A 23,834-nucleotide genomic window follows, 5' to 3' on the forward strand; every position below is an offset into this window, starting at 1 on the left:
CGTCGGAAAGAAGGCCCGCTGCCGCGGGCCGGCCGCGCCGGAGGATATCCGGCGCGGCCGCCGATGGCACCTTACTGGGCCAACTCTTCCTTCTTGTCGCCAGGATAGTGCAGGCGGTCGCCTTCGAGCGTGTAGCCGGCCTCTTCGAGGATCGTCTTGGCGACCTCGTGGCCGGCCTCGAAGTTCTCCACCACGGAGGCGTCGTGCCAGAATTCCAGCGCCGGCGAGACGACCGAGTTGGAAGCTTCGGCAAAGCCCTTGAAGGCGGCCTTGACGATCAGGCGGCGATCGACGGCGGCCGAAAGCGCGCGGCGGAAGGCCGGATCGTCGAAGGGCGCACGACGTGCGTTGAAGGCGACGTAGCGGAAGCCGATGTCGACTGTTGAGACGACGTTCAGGTCGCCGTCGGCCTCGGCGGCGTCGATCAACACCTGCGGATCGCCCGAGAACTCGCCGACGAAGTTGATCTCGCCGGAGCGCAACATGCCAAGTGCCGCCTCGACATTGGGCACGATGCGCAGGATCCAGCGGTCGGCCTTGGGAGCGTTGAAGTGATCCTTGTTGGCCGCCAGCACCACTTCCTCATTGGTCAGCCAGCGCTCGAACTTGAACGGGCCGGAACCGATGGGTGTCGCTTCCTGGTGGCTTTCGGCATTGTCTTCCTTGGTCTTCAGATCCTCGATGATCGGCTCCCAGACATGCTTGGGGATCAGGTTGATCTTGGCCAGGCTCGAGGTGACGAAGGAAGCTGCCGGCTGGTTCAGGTGGAACACCATCGTGGTATCGTCGACGATGTCGATGCTGGCCACATTGGTCGCGAAGGGCCGGTACATCGGCGCCTCGCCGCTGACCACGGCGTCGAAGGAGAACTTGACGTCCTCGACGGTGACCGGCTTGCCGTCATGCCACTGCATGCCCGAGCGCAGCTTGACCTCGAGAGTCTTGTCGTCCTTCCATTCGTAGCTCTCCGCCGCCCACGGCTGCGGCAGGCCGTCGGGGCCGACGCGCGCCAGGCGGTCCCACACGAGTTCGGTGATCCAGCTGTCGACGCCGCCGGAAATCCACAGCGGGTTGATGCCCTGGATGTTGTCGCCCGAGTTCAGGATGATGTCGCGCTTGTCGCCCAGCGGCTCGAGCGACATGAAGGTCCAGGTGTTGCGGATGCCGATGCCGCTCTGGTTGACCACGGAATCGGGGTTCCACACCGTCTTGTCGTAGGCGAAGGTCGACTTCGGGTGCACCAGCATCATGTTGGGCTGGTCGGCGGCCAGGATTTCCTGCGCCTGATAGACCAGTTCCTTGCGCTTGGCTTCGTCGATCTCGACGCGCTGCGCCTCGACGACCTTGTCGTAGTCCGGGTTGTTGTAGCCGATGAAGTTGTAGCCCTTCTCGGCGGTCGAGGAATGGAACAGGTTGTAGACGATCTCGTCCGGGTCCGAGCGCTCCGGACGCCCCACCATCTGCCAGGCGGTGGTGTCCCACTTGTCGCGCTGGTACCAGACGACGTCGGCCATCTGCTCCCACGGCATCACGCGCACGTTGACGTCGAGCCCGAGCTTGCGCCACTCCTGCGCGATCAGCTGGACCGACTGGAATTCCTGCGGCTGAGCAGCCTGTGGCCGTGTGAACAGGTCGATGGTGCGGATCGGATCGCCGGCGAATGCGGGCGCCGACACGAACAGCGTGGCCAGTGCGGTCGCCAGCGCCGTCTTTCTCGTCAATCTCATGGCTATTCTCCTCTGGAACGAGTGGTTTTGTCTTTGGTATTGGCGAGCCGCTTCAGGCGACCCGCAGGGCTTCGAAGGTCTGGCCGGCCGCCATTTTCGGCGGCATCGGATAGGCTTTCTTGGAGTGGGAGAGCCCCATCGAGACCAGCATTTCGGCATGCTTGAGCGCGGCGCGTCCGGCATTGACGGCCGGCGCGCCGACCGCGGCCGAAATCTCGTCGCCCATGTCGAGGAACGACATGGTCATGCAGCCGAAGAGGAAGGCATCGGCGCGGTCTTCGTTGACGCAGGCGCCTGCGACCTCAATCAGGCGTTTCTTCGTAACGTCCGGATCCTTCATAAGGTCCAGCACGGGGATGTTGGTTGCACGCACGGAAGCCAGCTTGTCGCGCACGCCGGCGCGGATGGCGAGCATCTCCTGGCCGGCGATCAGGCTGTCGAAAACCGTAAGCACGCTGAACCTGTGGCCAAGGCCGGCCGCCATCAGCAGCGAGGATTCGCACGGACCAACGACCGGAATCGTGGCAAGCTCGCGCGCCGCCTCGATGCCGGGGTCGCCGAAGCAGCCGATGATGGTGGCGTCGAAACCGTCGCGCTCGCATTGCATGATGCGCTCGACGGTTGCCGGCACCGACATGGCCTCCTCATAGGCCGATTCGATAGAGGCCGGCCCATCGGGCACGTCGACGACGCTGACCTCGGTTCCGGCAAAAGCCCAGCCGTTCAGAAGCTCTTCGCGGCGGCGCATCTCCCGGGCTCCCATCGGCCCCTTCGACATCGGGCCGGGCACCACATAGGCAATTCGCATATTCGCCCCTCTTGTTTCAGTGATTGAAACGTTGTTTCTTATTTTCTTGAGTAAATCACATTCCTGCAATATTGCAAGAACCCGGCAACGACCGATAATTGTGCCAAGGGGATCGCTGGCGATGAACGGCACCAACAATTACAGGATCGCGGCGGTCGACCGTGCCCTTTCCGTGCTCGAGGCCCTGGCCGACAGGCCAGATCAGGGCGTCACCGCGCTGGCCAAGTCGCTCGGGCTGACCAAGACCATTGTCTTCAGGCTGCTGCAGACGCTGGAGGATCGCGGCTTCGTCGTGCGCGACCCTGAGCGGGCGGTCTATTCGCTCGGCTACCGTGTCGGTGTTCTGGGCGAGCGGGTCGGGCGCGACGGCAGCCTGCTGTTCGCTTCACGCCCGGTCATGGATGCGCTCCGCGACCAGACGCTCGAAAACGTCAACCTTGTGGTGCGCGAAGGGCATCGCTCGCTGGTGCTGGCCACGCGCGCCGGCCACCATTCGATCCGCCTGTTCGCACAGGCCGGCCGCAACGGACCGTTGCATGCCGGCGGCGGTTCACTCCTGCTTCTGGCCTATGCCGGTCGCGCGATCATCGACAAGGTGCTGGGCGACCCGCTGGAGGCGTTCACGCCGCATACGATCACCGACCGCAAGAAACTCCGCGAGACGCTGGAGCGCATCCGGGCCAATGGCTACAACATCGCGCTCAACGATCTAGACGAGGGCGCATTTTCGATCGCCGCCCCGATCCTCGGCATCGACGGACAGGTGATCGCGGCCATCTCGGTCGCGGGCGCCGTCGCGCGCTACAACGAGGAGCGGCGCGAAAGCCATCTGAAAGCGGTGCAGGACGCCGCCGCGGCGATCTCGTCCAAGCTCTCCTTGCATCGCACTGATCACGAACTGCCGGCGCAGGCGAAGTCCATCGCCTGAGCGCACCCTGCATCTGCGTTCCTGATCCTTTCGTGACCTGAAGAGCCGCCCAGCGCTTGCGTGAGGCGAATCACCCTGCCTGGCAGGCGTTCCCCGGCGGCGAGTGTGCGAAGGCGTGGCTTGCGGGTCGCGCGAAGCTCTGTTAGCGTTTCGTCAAATAGTAAAACAACGTTTCATTCAGTAAAACAAGAGGGAGTGTTCGCCATGAACGAGACCGAATCCGCGATCCTCGATGCCGTGACCCTGGACGAGCCATGGGGACTGGTGGAAAGCTTCGCGACTTTCAAGCGCGAACACCCGGACGACGTGAATCGCGGCATGGACGAGGTGGTATCGCGGCTGCGCAAGCATGGTGTCGAGGTGACGGTGCACGAGCCGAGCCTTTACCTGAGCCTGCCGGGCCTTGCCCGAGTCGAGGCCGATGGCAAGACGTTCCGCGCCAAGCCGCCGGCCTACAGCACCGACGCGCGTGGCGGCCTGAAGGGTCAACTCGTCTATGTCGGCGCCCGCCACAACGCGATGATCACCGACATGTTCGAGCAGAAGGTCGACACCACGGACGAGCTTGCCCGGATGGTGCGCGGCAAGATCGTGATCTCCGAAGGTTTCGCCAGTCCCGGGCTGGTCTCCCAGTTCGAGGAGATCGGCGCGATCGGCGTCATCGGCATCAATCCCGGCGTCGACATCCACTGGGGCATCTGCACCACCATCTGGGGCACGCCGGACCTCGACGACCTGCCGCGCAAGCCCAAGATTCCGGCCGTCGCCGTCAACAAGCCGGACGGCGAGGCACTGGCCGAGATCGCGGACAAGGGCGGCGAGGTCACGCTTTACACCGAGATGGAGGAAGGCTGGTTCACTTCGAAGCTGCCGGAAGTGTTCATCAAGGGCAGCGAGGAGCCGGACAAATATGTCTTCCTGCATGGCCATCTCGACAGCTGGGATGTCGGCGTGGGCGACAACGCCACGGGTGACGCCACCATGCTTGAGGTCGCACGCGTGCTATGGGCCAATCGTGGCAAGCTGAAACGCTCGGTGCGCATCTGCTGGTGGCCCGGCCACTCGACCGGGCGCTATGCCGGTTCGACCTGGTTCTCGGACACATTCGCGCTCGACCTGGAGGAGAACTGTGTCGCCCAGGTCAATTGCGACAGCCCCGGCTGCCGTTGGGCGACCGAGTTCATCAATCTGAGCCGCATGAGCGAAACGGAGGCATTCCTCGCCGAGGTGATCGGCGACGTCGCCGGCAAGGCGATCGAGGGTGAACGGCCGCACCGGGCGGGCGACTACTCCTTCAACAATATCGGCATCTCCAGCTACCTGATGCTGTCCTCGACCATGCCGGACGTGCAGCGCGAGGAAAAGGGCTACTACACGGTCGGCGGCTGCGGCGGCAACATCGCGTGGCACACCGAAAACGACACTCTGGAGATCGCCGACAAGGACATCCTACTGCGCGACATCAAGGTCTATCTGCTGGCGGTTCTGCGCAACGCCAACGCAGAGATTCTGCCGTTCGACTGGCGGGCCACGACGAAAGAGTTTGCCGAGACGGTCGCGGAATATCAGAAGGCGGCGGGCAAGCGTTTCGATCTGACGTTGTCGAAGGACGCGGTCGGGGAACTGGCCACGGCGCTCGACGGTTTTTATGGCTGCGTCGCCGACGGGAAGGTGCCGGCCGACAAGGCCAACCGCGTCATCCAGGATCTGGCGCGCATTCTGGTGCCGATCAATTTCACCCGGGTGAACCGGTTCCGCCACGACCCGGCTCTGACCGTGCCGCCGCTGCCCTCGATCGCCGAGGCGGCGGCCCTCGACGGTTTCGACGACGCCACGATCGGCTTTGCCAAGACCCAGCTCGTGCGCGGTCAGAACCGCCTCGTCTCGGCCCTGCGCCAGGCCCGGCGCCACATCGAACTCGTCGCCGGCTGAACGCTGACGAGGGCGCCCGGCGCTCTTGCGCCGGGCGTTCGGCCGCGCGTGTGTCTGTCTAGATGCGGCCAGCAGACGCGGTCCTGACCGCCGGCGCGCCGCCGGCCGGCGAGCACTTTCCCCGCATTCCGAACCGTGCCAAGATACCCAGTGGTATGTCCGCTGCTGAAGGCAGCTGGGCATGTTTTGGCGTGGCGGCGCAACTCGCTGACGCGCGGGTTAGGTGCTGTTGCCGTCGAGATGGGGGCGGCCGCCCGACCGGCAGGACCGGCCTTTCGCTGGTCCCGATGTGCCGCGCATGGCCGCGATGTTCGGGCCTTTCGCCTGAGCCAATTCGAAAAATGGGAGGAGAAAAATGAAAATCAGGACCTTGGCACTGGCTGCGGCGTTCTCGCTCGCGGCCGTGACCGGCTCGCTGGCCGAATGGGCGCCGTCGGGCCCGATCAAGCTGCAGATCGGCTTCGGCGCCGGCGGCGAAACCGACACGATCGGGCGGGTTGTGGCCAAGACGATGGCCGAAAACACGGGCTGGAACATCGTGGCCGAAAACAAGCCGGGCGGCGGCGGGCTCGCCATGTTCACCCAGATCGCGGTGATGCCGCCGGACGGCCAGACGATCGGGCTCGGGGTCAGCATGCCTGTGCTGGTCAACCTCACCCTGCGCGGCGACGAACTGCCGTTCGATCTCGACAGTTTCGACTATCTGGGGACCGCGGCCTACGCGCAGCTTGGCATCGTTGCCAAGAGCGACGCCCCGTTCGACGACCTTGCCGGCCTGATTGCATATGCCAAGGAGAATGACGGCGCGCTGATCGGGTTTGACGCCAAGCCGCAGGAACTGCTGCTCAACCTGGTATCCAAGGAGGCCGACGCGCCGTTCAAGCTCGTCTCGATGGAATCGAGCGCCGAGCAGATCCAGAACGTGCTTGGCGGCCACGTCATCGCATCGTTTTCGGCCGGCGCGCACATTCCCTACCTGGAAAGCGGCGACATGAAGATGATCGCCAGCGCCAATGCCGAACGGCACGGTTATGCGCCGGATGTCGCGACGGTGCGCGAGCAGGGCTACGACATCTATGTCGACCCGTATTTCTATTTCGCCGGCCCGGCCAGCCTGCCGGACGATGCCAGGAAGGCGCTCGGCGATGCGCTGGCCGCGGCGATCGCCTCCGACGAGGTCAAGACCGCCATCAACAACGCCTTCAAGGCTGACCCGACCAATCTCGGTCCTGAAGGCACCAAGAAGATGATGGTGGACGGGCTTGCCAATGTCGGCAAGCTGTTCGGCAAATAGGCCGCAAGAAAGGACCGGCATCCGCCGGCCCGCAGTTCCGAGAGACACCATGACCGTCAACCGCATGAGCGGGCTCGCGATGTTGCTGTTCGCGCTTGCGATGGCCTTTCTCGTCATCCCGGCCCACACGGAGACGGTCGGCTCGGGCTGGATGAAACCGGATACGCTGCCGCTCGCCTGCTGCGTCGCGCTGGCGGTGCTGGGCATTGCACATGTCATCCGCGGCGGCGGAACCACGGCTCTGGACGCTCGCGAAATGCTGCGCTTTCTCGGCGCGCTGCTGATCGTGGCTGCCTGCCTCTGGGTGATGAGCCGCTTCGGCTTTCTGCCGGGTGCGATCGCGGCAATGATCGCGCTGATGCTGGCGAGTGGCGAACGGCGGCCGCTGCTTGTCGGACCGGTCGCCATCGCGGTTCCGGCCGCCACCTGGCTGATCATCGAGCACATGCTCGCTCGCTCGCTGCCGTGAGCGGGGGAATGGACCTTTCGACCGCACTTCTCGGCCTCGGCGACGCGTTCAGCCTGACCAACCTCGCCTTCGTCGTCGCCGGCGTCGCGATCGGACAGATCGTCGGCGCCATCCCTGGCATCGGCCCGGTGATGGCGATGGCCATCGCGATCCCCTTCACCTTCGTCCTCGATCCGCTGGTGGCGATCGCCTTCCTGATCGGCATCAACAAGGGCGGACTGTTCGGCGGGGCCATTCCCGCGATCCTGATCAACACGCCGGGCACGCCCGACGCGGCGGCGACGGCGCTCGACGGCCATCCCATGGCCAGGAAGGGCCAGCCGAAGAAGGCGATGCGCTTCGCGCTCTACTCGTCGGTCACCGGCGACACCTTCAGCGACCTCGTGCTGATCACCGTCTCGGTGCCGCTGGCGGTTCTGGCGCTCAAGATGGGTCCGGTCGAGGTCTTCGCATTGATGATTTTCGCCTTCTCTGTGATTGCCGGGCTGGTCGGCGACTCGATCCTGAAGGGACTGATCGCTGCCGCGCTCGGGCTGCTGGCGGCGACGATCGGTCTTGATCCCGAACACGGCACGCCGCGGCTCTATTTCGGCTATTTCGAGCTTTTTGACGGGTTGCCGCTGATCGCGGTCGCGGTCGGCATGCTGGCGGTTGCCGAAATCCTGAGGCGCCTGGTCGAGGAGACTTCCGGCCAGGCGGCCGCGATAGCCCGGCAGGACGAGAGCGATCCGGCGAATTCGCGCATCAGCTTTGCGGAGTACTGGCGCTGCCGCTTCGTGATCGCGCGCGGCGCGGTGATCGGTACGGTGCTGGGCGCCATTCCAGGCATCGGATCGACCGCGGCCGCCTTCATGAGCTACGCGTCAGCCAAGCGCAGCGCGCCCGACGGCGAAAGCTTCGGCACCGGCAACCCGAAAGGCATCGCCGCCACGGAATCAGCCAACAGCGCGGTGATGGGCGCCAACCTGATCCCGCTGCTGACGATCGGCATTCCAGGCTCGATCTCTGCCGCGCTTCTCATCTCCGCCTTCAAGATCCACGGCATGCAGCCGGGGCCGCTATTGTTCGAGAACCAGGGAAGGCTGATCTACGGGCTGTTCGGTGCGATGATCATGGCCAATGTCGCCAATCTTGCCGTCGGGCAGATGAGCCTCAATCTGTGGGCCGCTGTCATCCGGGCCCCGGCGTCCGTGGTGTTTCCCTCCGCGCTCGTCTTCTGCGTTGTCGGCGTCTATCTCTCGACCGGGGGAATGTTCGGCGTCGCCGTAATGCTTCTGGCGGCGATAGCGTCATTTCTCATGCGCGCCTTCGGCTATCCTGTCATCGTCTTCATTATCGCCTTCTTCCTCGGCAGCAATTTCGAGCGTTCGCTTTCCCAGACGCTTGTGATCCTTGACGGAGACCCGGCCAACTTGCTCGCCCATCCGATCGCGGCGGCGCTCTTGATGCTGGCCTTCGTCTCGGTCGTCTGGTTTCTCGCGCCGGCAAGGCGGCGGTGACGGCCGCGGATAGTCCCGCGCCGCCCCGTGATCGTGCCCGGAGTCCTGGAAAAGACGTCGCATTCCTGTGAGAGCTTCGTTTCCTGACCGGCTAAGCAAGGCACTCGGAACAACCCGAGGAGCTTCCTGCCGTGTGCGGATTTGTCTGCCTGTGGAACATCGGCGACGAGGCCCTGGCCTCGGCGATGATCACCAGGATCGCCCATCGCGGCCCTGATGCCGTCGCGGTGGTGCGGGCCGAAAACGCCCCGGTCGTCATGGCGCATTGCCGGTTGTCGATCATCGGACCGCAGGACGGCGCCCAGCCGATCTATCAGGGCAAGGATATTCTTGTCGCCAATGGCGAGATCTACAACCATGCCGACCTCCGAGCGATCCTGGGCGAAAGCGCCTTCGAGACCAAGAGCGATTCCGAAACGATCCTGCACCTCTTCCGTACCGACGCGCTGCGCTGGGTATCGCAGCTCGATGGCATGTTCGCCTTCGTTCTGGCCACGCCCGAGCGCATCATCGCCGCGCGCGACCCGCTCGGCATCAAGCCGCTTTATGTCGCCACGATCGGCGAGGGGCTTGCCTTCGCCTCCGAGCTGAAGGCCTTCGACGGTATCGAGGTGGCCTCGATCAGGGCGATCCCGCCCGGCAGCCTTTTCGACAGCATCAACGGCATGCGCCGCTGGTATCGCATGCCGCAGGGCGCGGCCGAGGCCGAGCCGGGGCTGGAGGAGGAGGCGGTGTGGCGCGAATTGCGTCTCGTGCTCGAGGACGCGGTGAGGAAATGGATGGTGGCCGACGTCGAGGTCGGCTCGTTCCTCTCCGGCGGCCTCGACAGTTCGATCATCGCTGCACTCGCCGCTCGGGCCGCGCCCTATCGCCTGAAGACGTTCTCGGTGGGTGTCGAAGGCAGCCCCGATCTCGTAGCGGCGCGCCGGGTGGCCGGGCATATCGGCTCCGACCACCATGAACATGCCTTCACGCCGGCCGACGTCGCGGCGGTGCTGCCGCATGTCATCTACCATCTCGAAAGCGCCGACGTGGACCTGGTCCGCAGCGCGGTGCCCACCCACTTCGCCGCTGCGTTGGCGCGACGTCACGTCAAGGCGGTGCTGACCGGGGAGGGGGCAGACGAGCTCTTTGCAGGCTACACCTACCACCACGCCTATGTCGACCGCCCGCGCGAGCTAGCCGACGAGCTGACGCGCTCGCTCGGCACCATGCACAACATCAATCTGCAACGCGTCGACCGCGTCACCATGGCAGAGAGCCTGGAGGCGCGCACGCCGTTCCTAGACCGCGATCTGATCGACTTCGCCCAGACGATCCCGGCGACCATGAAGCTGAGGCGGACCGACCCGCAGGGTGGCGACAGCACCGGGCCGACGACGGAGAAATGGGTGCTGCGCAAGGCCTGCGCCGACCTGCTGCCGCGCGAACTGGTATGGCGCAAGAAGGCGCAGTTCGACGAAGGGTCGGGGACGGTCGAGGCGCTAGGCGAGGCGCTGATGATCGTGACGGGCGCGTCGCGCCCGCTCGATCGCGAAGAAGAGGCGGCGGTCTACGAAAGGCTGTTGCGCGAGCGCTACGCCGATCCCGACCGCATACTCGCCAATGCCGGCCGGTGGGAGTCCGGCAGGGTCGCGCTCGCCGGCTGACTGCGGGCAGGCCTACGGCCGCGGGTCGCTCCAGTGAACCATGGGCAGGCCGGCGACCGGGCTGCGGAACCATGGAATGGTCGTGCCGCGCAGCGAGCCGATATAGACGTTCTTGAGGTCCGGCCCGCCGAAGGTGACGCTCGCGAACCACGGCGCGATGGTGCCGCCGGCGGCCAGCATCAGCTCCGGCGTTGCCTCGCCACGGTCGAAGGCATCCTTAAGGCGGCGGGCCGGCTCCGGGTTCTCGTCGTCGAGGATGATGCGAAGCTCACCCTCGGGCGTGATCGCGAAGATGCGGTCGCTCATCACATGCGTGCCCCAGAGATTTCCGTATTCGTCGAACGCGATGCCGTCGATGAAGGCGCCGTGATCCTCGGGCCCGAAGATCTGTCGGTCAAACAGCGAACCGTCATCCGCGACCCGGAACCGGGTGATGTTGCGGGCGGTGGTCTCGACGACGTAGAGCCATTCCTCATTGGCGTCGAGACGCACCTCGTTGGTGAAGGCGATGTCTGTCGCGACGGTGCGCACGCTGTCGCCGTCGACGAGCAGAATCGACCCGTCACGGATCAGCGAGCGGGCAGCGTCCATCCAGTTCCTGATCTGAGTCGAGACCGTGACCCAGAGCCGGTCCTTCGAATCGCGCAAAACGAAATTGACCTTGCCGATCGGCCGGCCGTCAACCTTGTCGATCAGCACCCTGGTGTCGCCGTCGCGGGTCATCAGCTCCAGGCAGTCGGTGCCGAAATTGGAAATGTAGATCGAGCCGTCGCGGGCAAAGGCGAGCCCGTTGGGCAAGGTGCCTTCGGTGAAACGTTTGGCTTCGTCGGTCGTGGTCTCGAACGCGTTGACGTGGCTCTGCGCGATCAGCTGCTGCGAGCCGTCGGGGCGGATGTGCATGACGCCGGAGCGCGCATCGGCCGCCCACAGGCTGCCGTCACGCTCTGCGAGGATGCATTCCGGCCGCTGCAGGTCGTGGCCGACATGCCGGATATCGGCTTTGGACACCGTGAAGCCATCGATCGGATTGCCCGCCATCTCAGACCTCCTTCCAGCCGTCAGCCGTCTTCATGCGGTGGCGGATCGTATTCTGCCGCCCAAGTGTCTGCTCGATGAAGCAGCCCTTCTTGGCCGCCTCGATCAGCGCCACAACCTTCTGCTCTTCGTCGGGACTGTCGATCATGACGTCGATTTCGAAGCTATGCGGCGCCGTCTCGTAGATGCGCCCCTTGGCTTCCCAGTTCCATTGCACCCGGGTATCGACCTTGAGGTCTGCGACCGTCACGCCGAGCCGTTTCGCGAAGGCGCGGATCTGGGTCATGATGCAGCCGGTCAGCCCGCCGACGAAAAGCGCCAGCGGCGGCGGCGCGCTGGCGTCGCCGCCGTGGAAGGATCCTTCGTCGGTTGCGAGTTCGAACGGTCCTTCCTCGAAGGGAAGCACCATCCTGACATCAAGTTCGTTGCGCATCTTGCCGGTGGCGGTGCCCCGGCAATCGAACTGCACCATGGCCTTCTGCATTGCCTCGGCCATCAGAACTTCACCCTGTCGCCGCCCTTGAGCGCCAGCATCTCGCGTGCTTCGGCGGGGCTGGCGATCGAGTGGCCGATCTCCTCGAGGATGGTCCTGATCTTGGCGACCTGCTCGGCGTTCGACTGCGCGAGCTTGCCCTTGCCGATGTAGAGCGAATCTTCCAGCCCGACGCGGACATGCCCGCCGAGCAACGCGGCATGGGTGATGAAGGGCATCTGGAAGCGCCCGGCGGCAAGCACCGACCAGACGTAATCGTCACCGAACAGGCGGTCGGCGGTCTGCTTCATGAAGCCGACGTTTTCGACGTCGGCGCCGATGCCGCCGAGGATGCCGAAGATCGACTGGACCAGGAAAGGCGGCTTGATCAGCCCCTGATCGACGAAATGGGCGAGGTTGTAGAGGTGCCCGACATCGTAGCATTCGTGCTCGAAGCGCGTGCCGCAGCCCTCGCCGAGATGCTTGAGAATGTAGGAGATGTCGCGGAACGTGTTGCGGAAGATGAAGTCGTCGCTCGCTTCGAGAAACGGCTTTTCCCAATCGTGTTTCCACTCCTTGTATTTGCCGGCGAGCGGGTGCAGGGCGAAGTTCATCGAGCCCATGTTGAGCGAGCAGAGCTCCGGCTCGGCCTTGAGCGGTGCGGCCAGACGCTGTTCGATGGTCATGCCGAGACCGCCGCCGGTGGTGATGTTCACCACCGCGTCGGTCGACTGCTTGATGCGCGGCAGGAATTGCATGAAAACCGCCGGGTCGGGCGTCGGCCTGCCGGTCTCGGGGTCGCGCGCGTGAAGATGTATGATCGATGCGCCGGCTTCGGCAGCGGCGATCGACTGCTGCGCGATCTCGTCAGGCGTTACCGGCAGGGCGTCGGACATGGTCGGCGTGTGCACGCCGCCGGTTACCGCACAGGTGATGATGACCTTGTCGTTCTTGCGGGCCATTCAGGCATTCTCCTCAGTCGTTGAAGATGGCGACAGCGCGGGTGAAGCCCGCAGACGCCGCCTTGATCTTGAAGGGGAAGCAGGCGATCTCGTAGCCGGTCGCCGGCAGCTGATCGAGATTGGTCAGCTTCTCGATGTGGCAGTAACCGATCTCCATCCCGGCCCGGTGGCCTTCCCAGATGATCCTCGGATCGTGCGTCTCGGCGAACTTCTTCGCCGTGTGGACGAAGGGCGCATCCCAGCTCCAGGCGTCGGTGCCGGTGACCCGTACGCCGCGCTCGGTGAGGTAGAGCGTCGCCTCGCGGCCCATGCCGCAACCTTTCGCGAGGAAATCCGGCTTGCCGTAGTGGGCGCCGGCGGCTGTGTTCACGACGACGATGTCGAATGGCTGCAACTCGTGGCCAATGCGCTTCAGTTCCGCCTCGACGTCGGCGGCCGTGACTACGTAGCCGTCATCCATATGCCTGAAGTCGAGCTTGACGCCGGGATTGAAACACCATTCGAGCGGCACCTCGTCGATGGTGATGGCGCGCTCGCCATTGTTCATGGTCGAGGCGTAGTGCCAGGGCGCATCGAGGTGGGTCCCGTTGTGTGTCGAGACGCGCAATTGCTCGACCGCCCAGCCCTCGCCGTCGGGCAATTGTTCCTTCGTCAGTCCGGGGAAAAACCCGGTGATCTGGTCGGCTGTCACCTGGTGGTCGAAATAATCGATCTGCGGCAGCGCCATGGGCGGATCGGACGCGATGCCGGTTTCGAGTGGTACGGACAGGTCGATGATCTTGCGTGGCATGGGCAGGCGTCCTCAGCGGCCAAGGGGGAGGGTTGCGAGCGACGGGAAGGCGAGTACCAGGATCAGTACCACCGCCATCATCAGCGCGAAGGGCGCGGCACCGCGGAAAATGTCGCCGAGGCTGATCGAATCGTCGTCGAGCGTCGACTGGATGACGAAGACCGATATGCCGAAGGGTGGCGTCAACAGGCCGATCTCGACGGCTATCACCGTCACGATGCCGAACCACACGAGGTCGACGCCAAGCGGCTGCAGCACCGGCAGCATCAGCGGCACCAGTATCAGCATGATCGAGGAGGAATCGAGGATCGTGCCCATCGCCACGACCAGGAGCACATAGGCGATGATGATGCCCCAGTAGCCGATATCGGCGTTGGCGACGAATGCGCCGAACTCGTTGGGCACCCCCGACAATGCCAGCATGCGTGAATACATCTGCGCCGCGATGATGAGGAAGCAGACCGACGCCGTAACGAGCCCGGTATCGGTGAGCACGTCCCAGAAATTCGAGAAGGTGAGTGCCCGGCGCCAGAGGCCGATCAGGATCGCGCCCAGGCAGCCGACGGCGCCGGCCTCGATCGGCGTGAAGGCGCCGGCATAGATGCCGCCCAGCACCAGAAGGATCAGAACCGCGATCGGCAGGCCCTTTGTCAGCATTTCGCGGCTCGACAGGTCGTGCTCCTCGTCCGGGGTCAGGTCGCTGCCGATGAACGAGGGCCAGAAATAGGCCATCGCGATGACACCGCCGGCGAAGATCGCCGCCAGGAGCAGTCCGGGAATGACGCCGGCGATGAAGAGGTCGCCGACCGACTGCTCGGTGAGCAGACCGTAGAGGATCAGGAGCAGGCTCGGCGGGATCAGCATGCCAAGCACGGAGGAGCCGGCGACCACGCCGACGGAAAACTGCTTGGTGTAGCCGTGACGCACCATCTCCGGTACGGCGATACGGGTGAAGACGGCGGCGGATGCGATGGAGATGCCGGTGATGGCGGCGAAAATGGCGTTGGCGGCGACGGTTGAGACACCGAGTCCGCCCTTGAGGCGCCGGCATAGCTGGGCAGCGACGTCGTAGGCGTCGCGGCCCATCCCGGTGACCGAGACGAGGAAGCCCATCAGCACGAACAGCGGAACGACGCCGAAGAAATAGGAAGAGATGGTTTCGGAGGCAGCAAGCGCCAGGAGCTTGCCGGCGAGCAGTGGCGAGCCCTTGATCAGCCAGACGCCGACATAGGAACACAACATCAGCGCGATCGGCACCCACAGGCCGGCATAGACGAGAACGACCATGGCGCCGAGCGTGGCGAGCCCGATTTCGAGAGAACTCATCGGCCGTTCTCCGCAGGCGCATCCGGCTGACCCGCAAACAGGTGCCAGGCGGCGACGATACCAGTGATCAGCATCTGCATCATGAGCGCCGCGCAACCGATCAGGATGACGAGCTTTACCGGCCAGTCGGGCGCCGTGAAGTCGCCGAAGGTACCGACATAGGTGTTGCGCTCCCACGCTTTCTGGAACAGCGGGTAGCTGGCCGAGAACACGAACCAGACCAGCGCGAAAGCGGCGACCGTGTAGACGAGTTCGATCGCGTGCCTGAGCCGCGGTGCACGCCTGGCCACGATGTCGAGGAAGGCGTCGGTCCGGGTGAAGCGGCCCATGCGGAAAGCCTGCGACACCTGCAGGAAGACGATCGCCACGATCGACATGGAGACGATCTCGGGGACGCCGGAGACCGGCGCCAGGAAAAGCTCGCGGCCGATGACGTCAGCGTTGACGAGGACCACGAGCCCGAGGATCAGCAGCGTGCCGATCACGTTGAGGCCGTTGGAGATCGCGTCGGCGGCCGCGCGCAACCGCTGCCCGGCCCCGGAGCCGCCTTGCGGCGGCTCCGGCGTCTGGTGCGCTGTCATGGGAGGCGCTCCTTGAGGTGGTACTATTCCTTGTCCCAGTCGCGAACCGGCGTGCCGCCGGCTTCGCGAATGGCGTCAAGATAGGCCTTCAGGATTTCGGTGCCGGCCTTGCCTTCACTGTCGACCTGGGCAGCCCATTTCTTGGCGACATTGTCCATGCCGGCGGCCCATTTCTGGCGGAACTCGTCGTCGACTTCCGAGATGGTGGCGCCCTGTTCGGCCATCGCCTTGAAACCGGCCGTCACCGCCTTGTCGAGATCTGCGAGGTAAGCGGCCTTGTAGGTATCGGCGGCGGATTTCAGTGCCTTCTGCACCGCCTCGGGCTGGCTGTCGTACCAGTCCTTGTTGGCAGCGATCGCGCCTGCATACTGCGCGCCGAAGCCGACCTTGGTGATGTAGGGCGCGACCTCGTGCAGCTTGCCCGGCAGGGCAGCGGTGGCGAACACGATGACACCGTCATAAACGCCGGTCTTGATTTCGTTGTAGTAGGTGGTGAGGTTGCCGGAAACGCCGACCGCGCCGGTGCCCTCGAGCCAGTTCACCGCCGGTCCCGGCGCTCCGATCTTTTTGCCCTGCAGGTCCTCGATGGAATTGACCGGGAAGGTTGTCATCAGCAGGTAGTCGTCGATGCCGATCGGGCCGCCGAGATATTCGAGCCCGTTCTCCTCCCACGTCGCCTTCATGGCCGGGTTGGCGTGCAGCTTGTCGACCGTCTCCACGACGAGGTTGGCGTCGCTGGAAACGAACGGGGTGTAGTAGGTCACGTTCTGCAGCGAAAGTTTCGCCGGATCGAAGACTGAAGAGATGCCGCCGATCTCGGCCAGGCCTTCCTCGACGGCTTCGAGTTCATCGCCGACCTTGGCCAGCGAGCCGCCGTATTGCTCGTCCCAGTTGATCGTGTATTCGGTGCCCTCCAGCGCCTTGTTGACGGAGGGGATGAAGACCTCGTTGGCGAGGCGGACCCAGCGGAAAACCGGCGGGTGGCCTGCGACATAGGTCACGTCAATCGCCTCGGCCTGCGCGGAACTCGCCGCCGTCACCGCGACTGCGGCGATCATGGTCCTTCGTAAAGTCGGTCCGAACATTTTTTCCTCCCTATGTTCGAGCTTGTCTCGTTCAGTCCTTCCGCATCAGCGCCCTGACGCCACCGCTGGCAAAAGCGACGACGGAGCGGATCAGTTCGTCGGTCGCTACGTGGCCGTAGCGGCCTTCCGACATCGGGCCCGCGCGACCTTCGATACCGATCGAGGCGATGCCGGCGCCGAGCGACAGCAGATAGGCGCGGATACTGTCGCTTTCGCTCATCTGCGGATCGAGTTCCCGGAACGCGTCGACAAAGCGGCGGGCGATGCCGTCGAAGTTCTCGGCCACGATGCGTTTGGCGAGATCGTCGACGGAATGCGTCAGCACCGCCAGCAGCTTCACATAGGCGTAGCCGCCGCGCTTGTTGTCGGTGCCGAGTTCGATCAGCGGGCGCAGGAACGCCTCAATCAGTTCTTCGACGGCGGGTGTGCCTTTCGCCTTCAGTGCCGCGAGCCGTTCTTCGCGCTGCGTGTTAACGAAGGTCGAGCGCTTGCGCATGATCGCCTCGAGCAGTCCCTCCTTGGAGCCGTAATAATACGCGATCATGGCCTGGTTGACGCCTGCCTCGCGGCCGATCGCGCGCATGGACGCGCCGTTGTAGCCGAACTCGGCGAAGGCGCGCTCACCGGCATAGAGGATGGCCGTACTGACGTCGTTTTCCGGCCTCGGCTCACTGAGCATCGCGGCAGGCTCCTCCCTGTTGTTTAAACGTTTGACTAGTTTTGCTCGGGAGTCAAGTGCGGACGACTGCCTTCATGGCAGCAGAGCCTGCCCGGTATTCGCCAAAGTCGCAACGGTCGGTTGACGGGCGCGCGCGATGGTGCCTGAATGGGCCTTCACTTAACCGAAGGTAAATGGAGGAAACCATGAAAAAACTGGTCGTCGGGGCTTTGTCCGGCGTGGCGCTCTGCGGGTTGGCCGGCCAGGCATTTGCCCAGGATCAGCAGTTCATCTCCATCGGCACCGGTGGTGTGACCGGGGTCTACTATCCGACCGGCGGCGCCATCTGCCGCCTCGTGAACAAGGATCGCAAGGAGCACGGCATCCGCTGTTCGGTCGAATCGACCGGCGGCTCGGTCTACAACATCAACACCGTGCGCGCCGGCGAACTGGAGTTCGGCGTGGCGCAGTCGGACTGGCAATACCACGCCTATCACGGCACCTCGAAGTTTGAGGAGCAGGGGGCGTTCGAGAAGGAACGCGCCGTGTTCTCCGTCCACGCCGAGCCGTTCACGCTGGTCGTCCGCAAGGGTTCGGGCATCGACAGCTTCGAGGCTCTGAAAGGCAAGAAGGTCAATGTTGGCAATCCGGGCTCCGGCCAGCGGGCGACCACGGAGATCGTCATGGAAGCCTTCGGCATGACCATGGACGATTTCGCGCTCGCGGCCGAACTCAAGGGTTCCGAGATGGCCCAGGCCGTCTGCGACGGCAAGATCGACGCGATGATCTATACGATCGGCCATCCGGCCGCGGCCATCACCGAGGCTGCAACCACCTGTGACGTCGAACTGGTTTCGGTGTCCGGCGCTCCGATCGACAAGCTGGTTGCGGACAACGCCTACTACCGCATCGCCACGATTCCGGGCGGCATGTACAAGGGCACCGACAGCGAAGTGACCACCTTCGGCGTCGGCGCCACCTTCATCACCTCCGCCGATGTGTCCGAGGAGGTGGTCTACACTGTGGTGAAGGCGGTCTTCGACAATATCGACGACTTCAGGAAGCTGCACCCAGCCTTCGCCAACCTGAAGGAAGAGGAGATGATCAAGGACGGTCTCTCCGCGCCGCTGCACCCGGGCGCCGAGAAGTACTACAAGGAACGCGGCTGGATGTAATCCGACCGTGTGGCCCGGGCGTTGCCGCGCCCGGGCCCTTCTATTGGCCGGTTGGCCCAATGATGTGAGGGGAGAGCCAGCCAATGGCCGACAACACTTCAGCTGAAAGCAAGAAAGCCGGCGTCGACGTCGACATGATGGTCGCCGAGGTCGAGAGCGGGGCGCGAAACGCTGCCGGTCTGGCGGGCAAGATCATCCTCGCGCTGGCTTTCGTGTGGGCGCTTTTCCAGATCTACATCGCGTCCAACATCCCCTTCGCGCTCACCAGCCTGACCGGCATCAACGTCGTCTTCAACAACCAGGAAGCGCGCCAGGTACACCTCGCATTCGCGCTGGCGCTGTCGATGCTCGCCTATCCGCTGTTCAAGACGAGTCCGCGCGACCGCGTCCCCCTCTATGACTGGGGACTCGCGATCCTCGGCGCGGCTTCCTGTCTCTATCTGCTCTGGTTCAAGGAAGACATCGCCGGTCGTGCCGGCCTGCCGACCACGGCCGACCTCGTCTTCTCCTCTATCGGCATGCTGTCGCTTGGCATCGCCGTCTACCGTGCGCTCGGCCTGCCGCTGGTGATCGTCGCCAGCGTCTTCGTCTTCTACGTCTTCTTCGGCCACCTCTCCTGGATGCCGGACGCCATCCAGTGGAAGGGCGCGTCCTTCGGCAAGGCGATGTGGCACTTCTGGATGCAGACGGAGGGCGTCTTCGGCGTAGCGCTCGGCGTCTCGGCCTCGATGATCTTCCTGTTCGTGCTGTTCGGCTCGCTGCTCGAGAAGGCCGGCGCCGGGAACTACTTCATCAAGCTCGCCTTCGCGCTGCTCGGCCATTTCCGCGGCGGTCCGGCCAAGGCGGCGGTCATGGCTTCGGCGCTTTCAGGGCTCTATTCTGGCTCGTCGATCGCCAACGTGGTGACGACAGGCACCTTCACCATCCCGCTGATGAAGCGCACCGGCTTCAAGCCGGAAAAGGCAGGCGCGGTCGAGGTGGCATCTTCGACCAACGGGCAGCTGACGCCGCCGGTGATGGGCGCAGCTGCCTTCCTGATTTCCGAATTCACCGGCGTGTCCTATCCCGACCTGATCAAGCACGCCTTCCTGCCGGCGATCATCTCCTATATCGCGCTGGTCTATATCGTTCACCTCGAAGCTCTCAAACTTGGGCTCAAGGGACTGGAGCGGCCGCCGGTCGTCGGCACCCTTGCGCAACGGCTCGCCGGCGTGCTGTTCGGCTTCATCGTCATGATGGTGCTTGCCGGCGTCGTCTATTACGGTCTCGGCTGGATCAAGGTCGCCTTCCCCGGCATGACCTTCTGGACCGCCACCTTGCTGTTCCTGGTCGCCTATCTGGTGCTGATTGCGCGGGCGGCCCGCCATCCCGATCTCGAACAGGACGATCCCAACGCACCGATGGACGTCCTTCCGCGGCCCCGTGATGTGGCCGTCACCGGCCTCTATTTCATCCTGCCGATCGTCATCCTGATCTGGTGCATCCTCATCGAACGCCTGTCGCCGACGTTGTCGGCCTATTGGGCAACCGTGTCGATGATCTTCATCGTCTTCACACAGAAGCCGCTGAAGCGGATGCTGCGCGGAGAGGGCGGCCACGGAGAGGGTTTCCGCGAGGGCTGGAACGACTTCTTCGATGGCATGATCGCCGGTTCGCGCAACATGATCGGCATCGGCGTGGCGACCGGCGCCGCCGGCGTCATCGTCGGCACGGTGTCGCTCACGGGCGCCCACCAGGTCGTCGGCGAGTTCGTCGAATTCCTGTCCGGCGGCAATCTGATCGCCATGCTGCTGCTGGTGGCGGTGATGAGCCTGATCCTCGGCATGGGCCTGCCGACGACGGCAAACTACATCGTCGTCTCCTCGCTGATGGCCCCAGTCATTGTCTCGGTCGGCGCTTCGACGGGGCTCATCGTACCGCTGGTCGCGGTGCACCTGTTCGTGTTCTATTTCGGCATCCTGGCCGACGATACGCCGCCGGTCGGACTGGCGGCCTTTGCGGCGGCTGCGATCTCCGGCGGCGACCCGATCCGCACCGGCGTGCAGGGCTTCACCTACGATATCCGCACCGCGCTGCTGCCGTTCCTGTTCATCTTCAACACCGAATTGCTGCTGATCGACGTGACGGTCTACAAGGCGGTCTTCATCTTCATCGTGGCCGTCATCGCCATGATGCTGTTTGCTGCCGCCACCCAGGGCTACTTCCTGACCCGGAGTCGTCTTTGGGAGACCCTCGCACTGCTTCTGGTCGCCTTCACTCTGTTCCGGCCCGGCTTCTGGCTCGACTACGTCCAGCCGCCATACATTGACAGGCCGGGGACCGAGGTGGTCGATATCGCGGCTGAACTGCCGGAGAATGCCAGCCTGCGCATGGTGATCTCGGGACCGGACTTCGACAATCCCGACGAGATCGTGGAACGCACCATCCTTGCCGAGCTCGGCGCGGCAGGCGACGGGCTGATGCGGCTCGACCAGGCCGGCCTGCCGGTCCGCATCGAAGACGGGGTGGCGGTCCTCGACGAGCCGTTCGCTGGAACGCGGTTCTTTACCGACTTCACTGACACGTTCGATTTCTACGGTGACGAGCCGGTGCAGGTGAAGCTGGTGCAGACGGCGGCGGAGCGCATGCCCAAGGAGGTGTTCTACATCCCGGCCGTCCTGCTTCTCGGCGTGATCGTGCTGTTCCAGCGCCGTCGCCAGACCGTCCCGGCATTCTGAGGAGACCGGCCATGTTCGAACGTATCCTGGTGCCGGTCGACCTCGGTGAAGTGGATATCGCCAACCGCACGCTGGCCGTCGCCGAGGAACTTGCCGACAAACATGGCGCCCGCCTCGACGTGTTGACCGTGGTGCCGACCTATACGATGTCGATCGTCGGGGCCGCGTTTCCCAAGGATTTCGCCGAGACCACGCTTGAGGCCGTGCGCGCGCGACTGAAGGAAATGCTCGACGCCCGGCCGGACGGCAAGGTGACGGTCAAGGGGCATGTCGCGCACGGCACGATCTACGACGAAATCATGAAGGCGGCGAACGCGCTCGGCAGCGACCTGATCGTCATGGCTTCGCACCGGCCGGAACTGAAGGACTACCTGCTCGGGCCGAACGCGGCGCGCGTGGTGCGCCATGCGCGCCAGTCGGTATTCGTCGTGCGCGATCTGGAAAAGGCCTGAGACGAGACTTTTCCCGGCTCAGAAGTCCTTCGTCGCCGTGTCGATCGCCCCGGCCAGGCGGTCGACAATCTGATCGACGTCGTGTTCGTTAACGATAAAGGGCGGCGCGACGAGCACGTGGTCGCCCTCGACGCCGTCGACCGTGCCTCCGGCCGGGTAGACCGCAAGGCCGCGCTCCATGGCCGCTTTCTTGATGCGGGCATGGACCTTGAGCTTGGGGTCGAAGGGCGTCTTGTCTGTGCGGTCGGCCACCATCTCCAGCCCGATGAACAGACCGCGGCCGCGGATGTCGCCGACATGCGCATGCTGGCCGAGACGCTCGTCGAGACGGGTTCTCAGGAGCGCGCCCATCGTCCGCACATTGGCCAGCAGGTCATCACGCTCGATCACCTCCTGGACGGCAAGCGCCGCCGCGCAGGCCATCGGGTGACCGATATAGGTATGCCCATGCTGGAACATGCCCGAACCGTTAGCGAAGGTGTCGAAGATCTGTCGGGACAGGAGCACGGCGCCGATCGGCTGGTAGCCGCCGCCCAGCCCCTTGGCGATCGTCATCAGGTCCGGAGCCACACCGTCCTGCTCGCAGGCGTGCAGGGTGCCCGTTCGTCCCATGCCGCACATGACCTCGTCGAGGATGAGAAGAACGCCGTAGCGGTCGCAGATCTCGCGAACGCGTTTCAGATAGCCCGGCACCGCCGGCACCGCGCCCGCCGTCGCGCCGACGACCGGCTCTGCCATGAAGGCCATCACGGTGTCGGGCCCGAGTTCGAGGAGCTTGTCCTCAAGGGCCTGCGCGGCACGCTGCCCGTATTCCCGCTCGCCTTCGCCCTCGCGGCGGTACCGGTACGCGTAGCAAGGGTCGATATGGTGGGTTTCGACCAGTAGCGGGCGGAATTGCGTACGGCGCATCTCGTTGCCACCCGCGGCCAGCGCACCGAGCGTATTGCCGTGATAGCTCTGCCGCCGCGCGACGATGTTGCGGCGCCCGCTCTCGCCCTTCTCGACGAAATATTGCCGCGCCATCTTCAGCGACGCCTCGACGGCCTCGGAGCCGCCGGAGACGAAATAGACGTGGCTGATCCCCTCCGGCGCGCCGGCAACAAGGCGGTCGGCGAGCGCTTCGGCTGGCTCGCTGGTGAAAAAGCCGGTGTGCGCATAGGCGAGCCTGTCTGCCTGCCGGTGCAGGGCGGCGATCACATCAGGATGGCCGTGGCCGAGGCACGAGACCGCGGCGCCGCCCGAGGCGTCGATATAGCTTCTGCCGTCGGCGTCGAAGAGCTCGACGCCTCGCCCGGCCGTGGCGACCGGGAGAGAGGCATGGATCTGTCGGTGGAGGATATGGGTCATGGATCGGTCCGTTTCGAAAGGGGCTGATGATGGACACCGAAATCGGCGAGTTGCCTTTCGGCGTGCGCTATCGCCGCGAGCGCTTCCGCGCCGCCGCGACCGGCGATCAGCGCCGCCAGGATTTCGGCCACGGCGAAGGCGGGAGCCATGGAATGGAAGAAGGACGGGCTTTCCGTCGCCACGATGACCGATACGTCGGCACGCGTTGCCAAGGGCGAAACCGCGCTGTCGGTCAGCGCGACAACCGGAACGCCCTGGTCCGCGGCCCAGCCCGTGGCCTCGATCGTGGCGCGCGAATAGGGCGCGACGCTGACGGCGAAGAGCGCGTCTTGCGGGCCGGCCATTCGGATGGCGTCCAAACCCCTGAACCCGTCGGCGCCAAGCAATGTCGTGCGGTCGCCCAGGAAGGACAGCACGTAGGAGAACTGCGCCGCCACAGCATGGCTCGATCGCAACCCGAGGCAGTAGACGCGCCGCGCCGCCGCGAGCCGTGAAGCGGCTGTCACCATGCCCTCGAGTGTTGCCGGCGCCGCCAGTTGTCCGATCTGCCCTGCGGCCGTGTCGGCGATGTCGGCGGCAAACGCGGCGTCGCCGGTGCCGGCCTGCCGTGCGGCCTGTGTCCCTGCACGGCCTGCAAAGCCAAGGTCGCCCTGCCGGATCGCCTCGGCATGGATGGCGCGGATGGCATCGTAACCATCATGACCCAGCCGCTTGGCGAGCCGTGTCATCGTCCATGGGCGCACGCCGGCGCGGCGCGCCTGCTCGCGCATGGAAAACAGAGCGACGTCGTCGGGATTGTCGACGATGTAGCGTGCCGCTGCAGCAAGTTCGGGCGGTAGCTCGGCGAAGTTGTCAGCTATTTTGGCGGCGAGGGCGTTACGATCCATGGGTGCATTCTAGACTGCGGTGCGATCTTGTGCAACAAATG

The 23,834-nt window shown here is 64.6% G+C and carries 21 protein-coding genes; 9 read left to right on the forward strand and 12 right to left on the reverse strand.

All coding sequences use genetic code 11. The features are described from left to right. Nucleotides 1–71: 71 nt before the first annotated feature. On the reverse strand, nt 72–1,727 hold the full coding sequence (locus FQ775_RS00445; RefSeq protein ID WP_146298960.1) for an ABC transporter substrate-binding protein: 1,656 nt from the start codon (nt 1,725–1,727) through the stop codon (nt 72–74). Nucleotides 1,728–1,779: 52 nt separating this feature from the next. Next, the gene (locus tag FQ775_RS00450) at nt 1,780–2,535 is read right to left on the reverse strand and encodes an aspartate/glutamate racemase family protein (protein ID WP_146298961.1); all 756 of its coding nucleotides are present in this window, start codon (nt 2,533–2,535) and stop codon (nt 1,780–1,782) included. A gap of 121 nt (nt 2,536–2,656) precedes the next feature. On the opposite strand from FQ775_RS00450, the gene FQ775_RS00455 reads away from it, so the two are divergent. The 6 genes from FQ775_RS00455 to asnB all read left to right on the forward strand — a co-directional run bounded on the left by FQ775_RS00455 (nt 2,657) and on the right by asnB (nt 10,306). Beyond that, nucleotides 2,657–3,463 (forward strand): IclR family transcriptional regulator, encoded by an 807-nt coding sequence (locus FQ775_RS00455; RefSeq protein ID WP_146298962.1) that lies wholly within the window; start codon nt 2,657–2,659, stop codon nt 3,461–3,463. A gap of 204 nt (nt 3,464–3,667) precedes the next feature. Beyond that, nucleotides 3,668–5,395 carry a M28 family peptidase gene (locus FQ775_RS00460; protein ID WP_146298963.1) on the forward strand — a complete coding sequence of 576 codons (1,728 nt, stop codon included), beginning with the start codon at nt 3,668–3,670 and terminating at the stop codon, nt 5,393–5,395. Nucleotides 5,396–5,750: 355 nt separating this feature from the next. Beyond that, nucleotides 5,751–6,689: a tripartite tricarboxylate transporter substrate binding protein gene (locus tag FQ775_RS00465; protein WP_146298964.1), complete on the forward strand. Its 939-nt coding sequence runs from the start codon at nt 5,751–5,753 to the stop codon at nt 6,687–6,689. 49 nt (nt 6,690–6,738) lie between these two features. Continuing rightward, a complete protein-coding gene (locus tag FQ775_RS00470) occupies nt 6,739–7,158 on the forward strand; it encodes a tripartite tricarboxylate transporter TctB family protein (protein ID WP_167812715.1) in 420 nt (139 codons plus the stop codon). Nucleotides 7,159–7,166: 8 nt separating this feature from the next. Further along, nucleotides 7,167–8,657 carry a tripartite tricarboxylate transporter permease gene (locus tag FQ775_RS00475; protein WP_146298966.1) on the forward strand — a complete coding sequence of 497 codons (1,491 nt, stop codon included), beginning with the start codon at nt 7,167–7,169 and terminating at the stop codon, nt 8,655–8,657. Nucleotides 8,658–8,788: 131 nt separating this feature from the next. Continuing rightward, nucleotides 8,789–10,306 carry an asparagine synthase (glutamine-hydrolyzing) gene (asnB, locus tag FQ775_RS00480; protein WP_146298967.1) on the forward strand — a complete coding sequence of 506 codons (1,518 nt, stop codon included), beginning with the start codon at nt 8,789–8,791 and terminating at the stop codon, nt 10,304–10,306. 12 nt (nt 10,307–10,318) lie between these two features. Here asnB and FQ775_RS00485 read toward each other — a convergent pair whose 3' ends face one another. Genes FQ775_RS00485 through FQ775_RS00520 form a run of 8 tightly spaced genes read right to left on the reverse strand, consistent with a single transcriptional unit; the run spans nt 10,319 to nt 17,236 of the window. Beyond that, complete coding sequence (locus FQ775_RS00485) at nt 10,319–11,344, reverse strand: SMP-30/gluconolactonase/LRE family protein (RefSeq protein ID WP_146298968.1); 1,026 nt, start codon at nt 11,342–11,344, stop codon at nt 10,319–10,321. A 1-nt stretch (nt 11,345) separates the two neighbouring features. Continuing rightward, complete coding sequence (locus tag FQ775_RS00490; protein WP_146298969.1) at nt 11,346–11,837, reverse strand: OsmC family protein; 492 nt, start codon at nt 11,835–11,837, stop codon at nt 11,346–11,348. Beyond that, nucleotides 11,837–12,775, reverse strand: a complete 939-nt coding sequence (gene kce / locus FQ775_RS00495) for a 3,5-dioxohexanoate:acetyl-CoA acetone transferase (protein WP_146298970.1) — start codon at nt 12,773–12,775, stop codon at nt 11,837–11,839. The genes FQ775_RS00490 and kce overlap by 1 nt, the downstream gene beginning before the upstream one ends. A 13-nt stretch (nt 12,776–12,788) precedes the next feature. Continuing rightward, nucleotides 12,789–13,565: a cyclase family protein gene (locus FQ775_RS00500; RefSeq protein WP_146298971.1), complete on the reverse strand. Its 777-nt coding sequence runs from the start codon at nt 13,563–13,565 to the stop codon at nt 12,789–12,791. A 12-nt stretch (nt 13,566–13,577) separates the two neighbouring features. Next, nucleotides 13,578–14,891 (reverse strand): TRAP transporter large permease, encoded by a 1,314-nt coding sequence (locus FQ775_RS00505; RefSeq protein WP_146298972.1) that lies wholly within the window; start codon nt 14,889–14,891, stop codon nt 13,578–13,580. Then, nucleotides 14,888–15,472: a TRAP transporter small permease subunit gene (locus FQ775_RS00510; RefSeq protein WP_146298973.1), complete on the reverse strand. Its 585-nt coding sequence runs from the start codon at nt 15,470–15,472 to the stop codon at nt 14,888–14,890. Before FQ775_RS00510 ends, FQ775_RS00505 begins: the two co-directional genes overlap by 4 nt. A 23-nt stretch (nt 15,473–15,495) precedes the next feature. Next, on the reverse strand, nt 15,496–16,530 hold the full coding sequence (locus FQ775_RS00515; RefSeq protein ID WP_146298974.1) for a C4-dicarboxylate TRAP transporter substrate-binding protein: 1,035 nt from the start codon (nt 16,528–16,530) through the stop codon (nt 15,496–15,498). A 58-nt stretch (nt 16,531–16,588) separates the two neighbouring features. After that, nucleotides 16,589–17,236, reverse strand: coding sequence for a TetR/AcrR family transcriptional regulator (locus FQ775_RS00520; RefSeq protein ID WP_146298975.1), 648 nt, complete (start codon nt 17,234–17,236; stop codon nt 16,589–16,591). A gap of 185 nt (nt 17,237–17,421) precedes the next feature. Between FQ775_RS00520 and FQ775_RS00525 the strand changes: the two genes are divergently transcribed. The 3 genes from FQ775_RS00525 to FQ775_RS00535 all read left to right on the forward strand — a co-directional run bounded on the left by FQ775_RS00525 (nt 17,422) and on the right by FQ775_RS00535 (nt 21,559). Then, nucleotides 17,422–18,390, forward strand: a complete 969-nt coding sequence (locus FQ775_RS00525) for a TAXI family TRAP transporter solute-binding subunit (RefSeq protein WP_146298976.1) — start codon at nt 17,422–17,424, stop codon at nt 18,388–18,390. A gap of 83 nt (nt 18,391–18,473) precedes the next feature. Continuing rightward, nucleotides 18,474–21,107 carry a TRAP transporter permease gene (locus FQ775_RS00530; RefSeq protein WP_146298977.1) on the forward strand — a complete coding sequence of 878 codons (2,634 nt, stop codon included), beginning with the start codon at nt 18,474–18,476 and terminating at the stop codon, nt 21,105–21,107. An 11-nt stretch (nt 21,108–21,118) separates the two neighbouring features. Beyond that, complete coding sequence (locus FQ775_RS00535; protein ID WP_146298978.1) at nt 21,119–21,559, forward strand: universal stress protein; 441 nt, start codon at nt 21,119–21,121, stop codon at nt 21,557–21,559. A gap of 18 nt (nt 21,560–21,577) precedes the next feature. On the opposite strand, the gene FQ775_RS00540 is transcribed toward FQ775_RS00535, so the two are convergent. Further along, nucleotides 21,578–22,906 (reverse strand): aspartate aminotransferase family protein, encoded by a 1,329-nt coding sequence (locus tag FQ775_RS00540; RefSeq protein WP_146298979.1) that lies wholly within the window; start codon nt 22,904–22,906, stop codon nt 21,578–21,580. Further along, nucleotides 22,903–23,793, reverse strand: a complete 891-nt coding sequence (locus tag FQ775_RS00545; RefSeq protein ID WP_146298980.1) for a MurR/RpiR family transcriptional regulator — start codon at nt 23,791–23,793, stop codon at nt 22,903–22,905. The genes FQ775_RS00540 and FQ775_RS00545 overlap by 4 nt, the downstream gene beginning before the upstream one ends. Between the last annotated feature and the right edge of the window lie 41 nt (nt 23,794–23,834).

It is taken from the genome of Nitratireductor mangrovi, from assembly GCF_007922615.2.
Taxonomy (GTDB): Bacteria; Pseudomonadota; Alphaproteobacteria; order Rhizobiales; family Rhizobiaceae; genus Mangrovimarina; species Mangrovimarina mangrovi.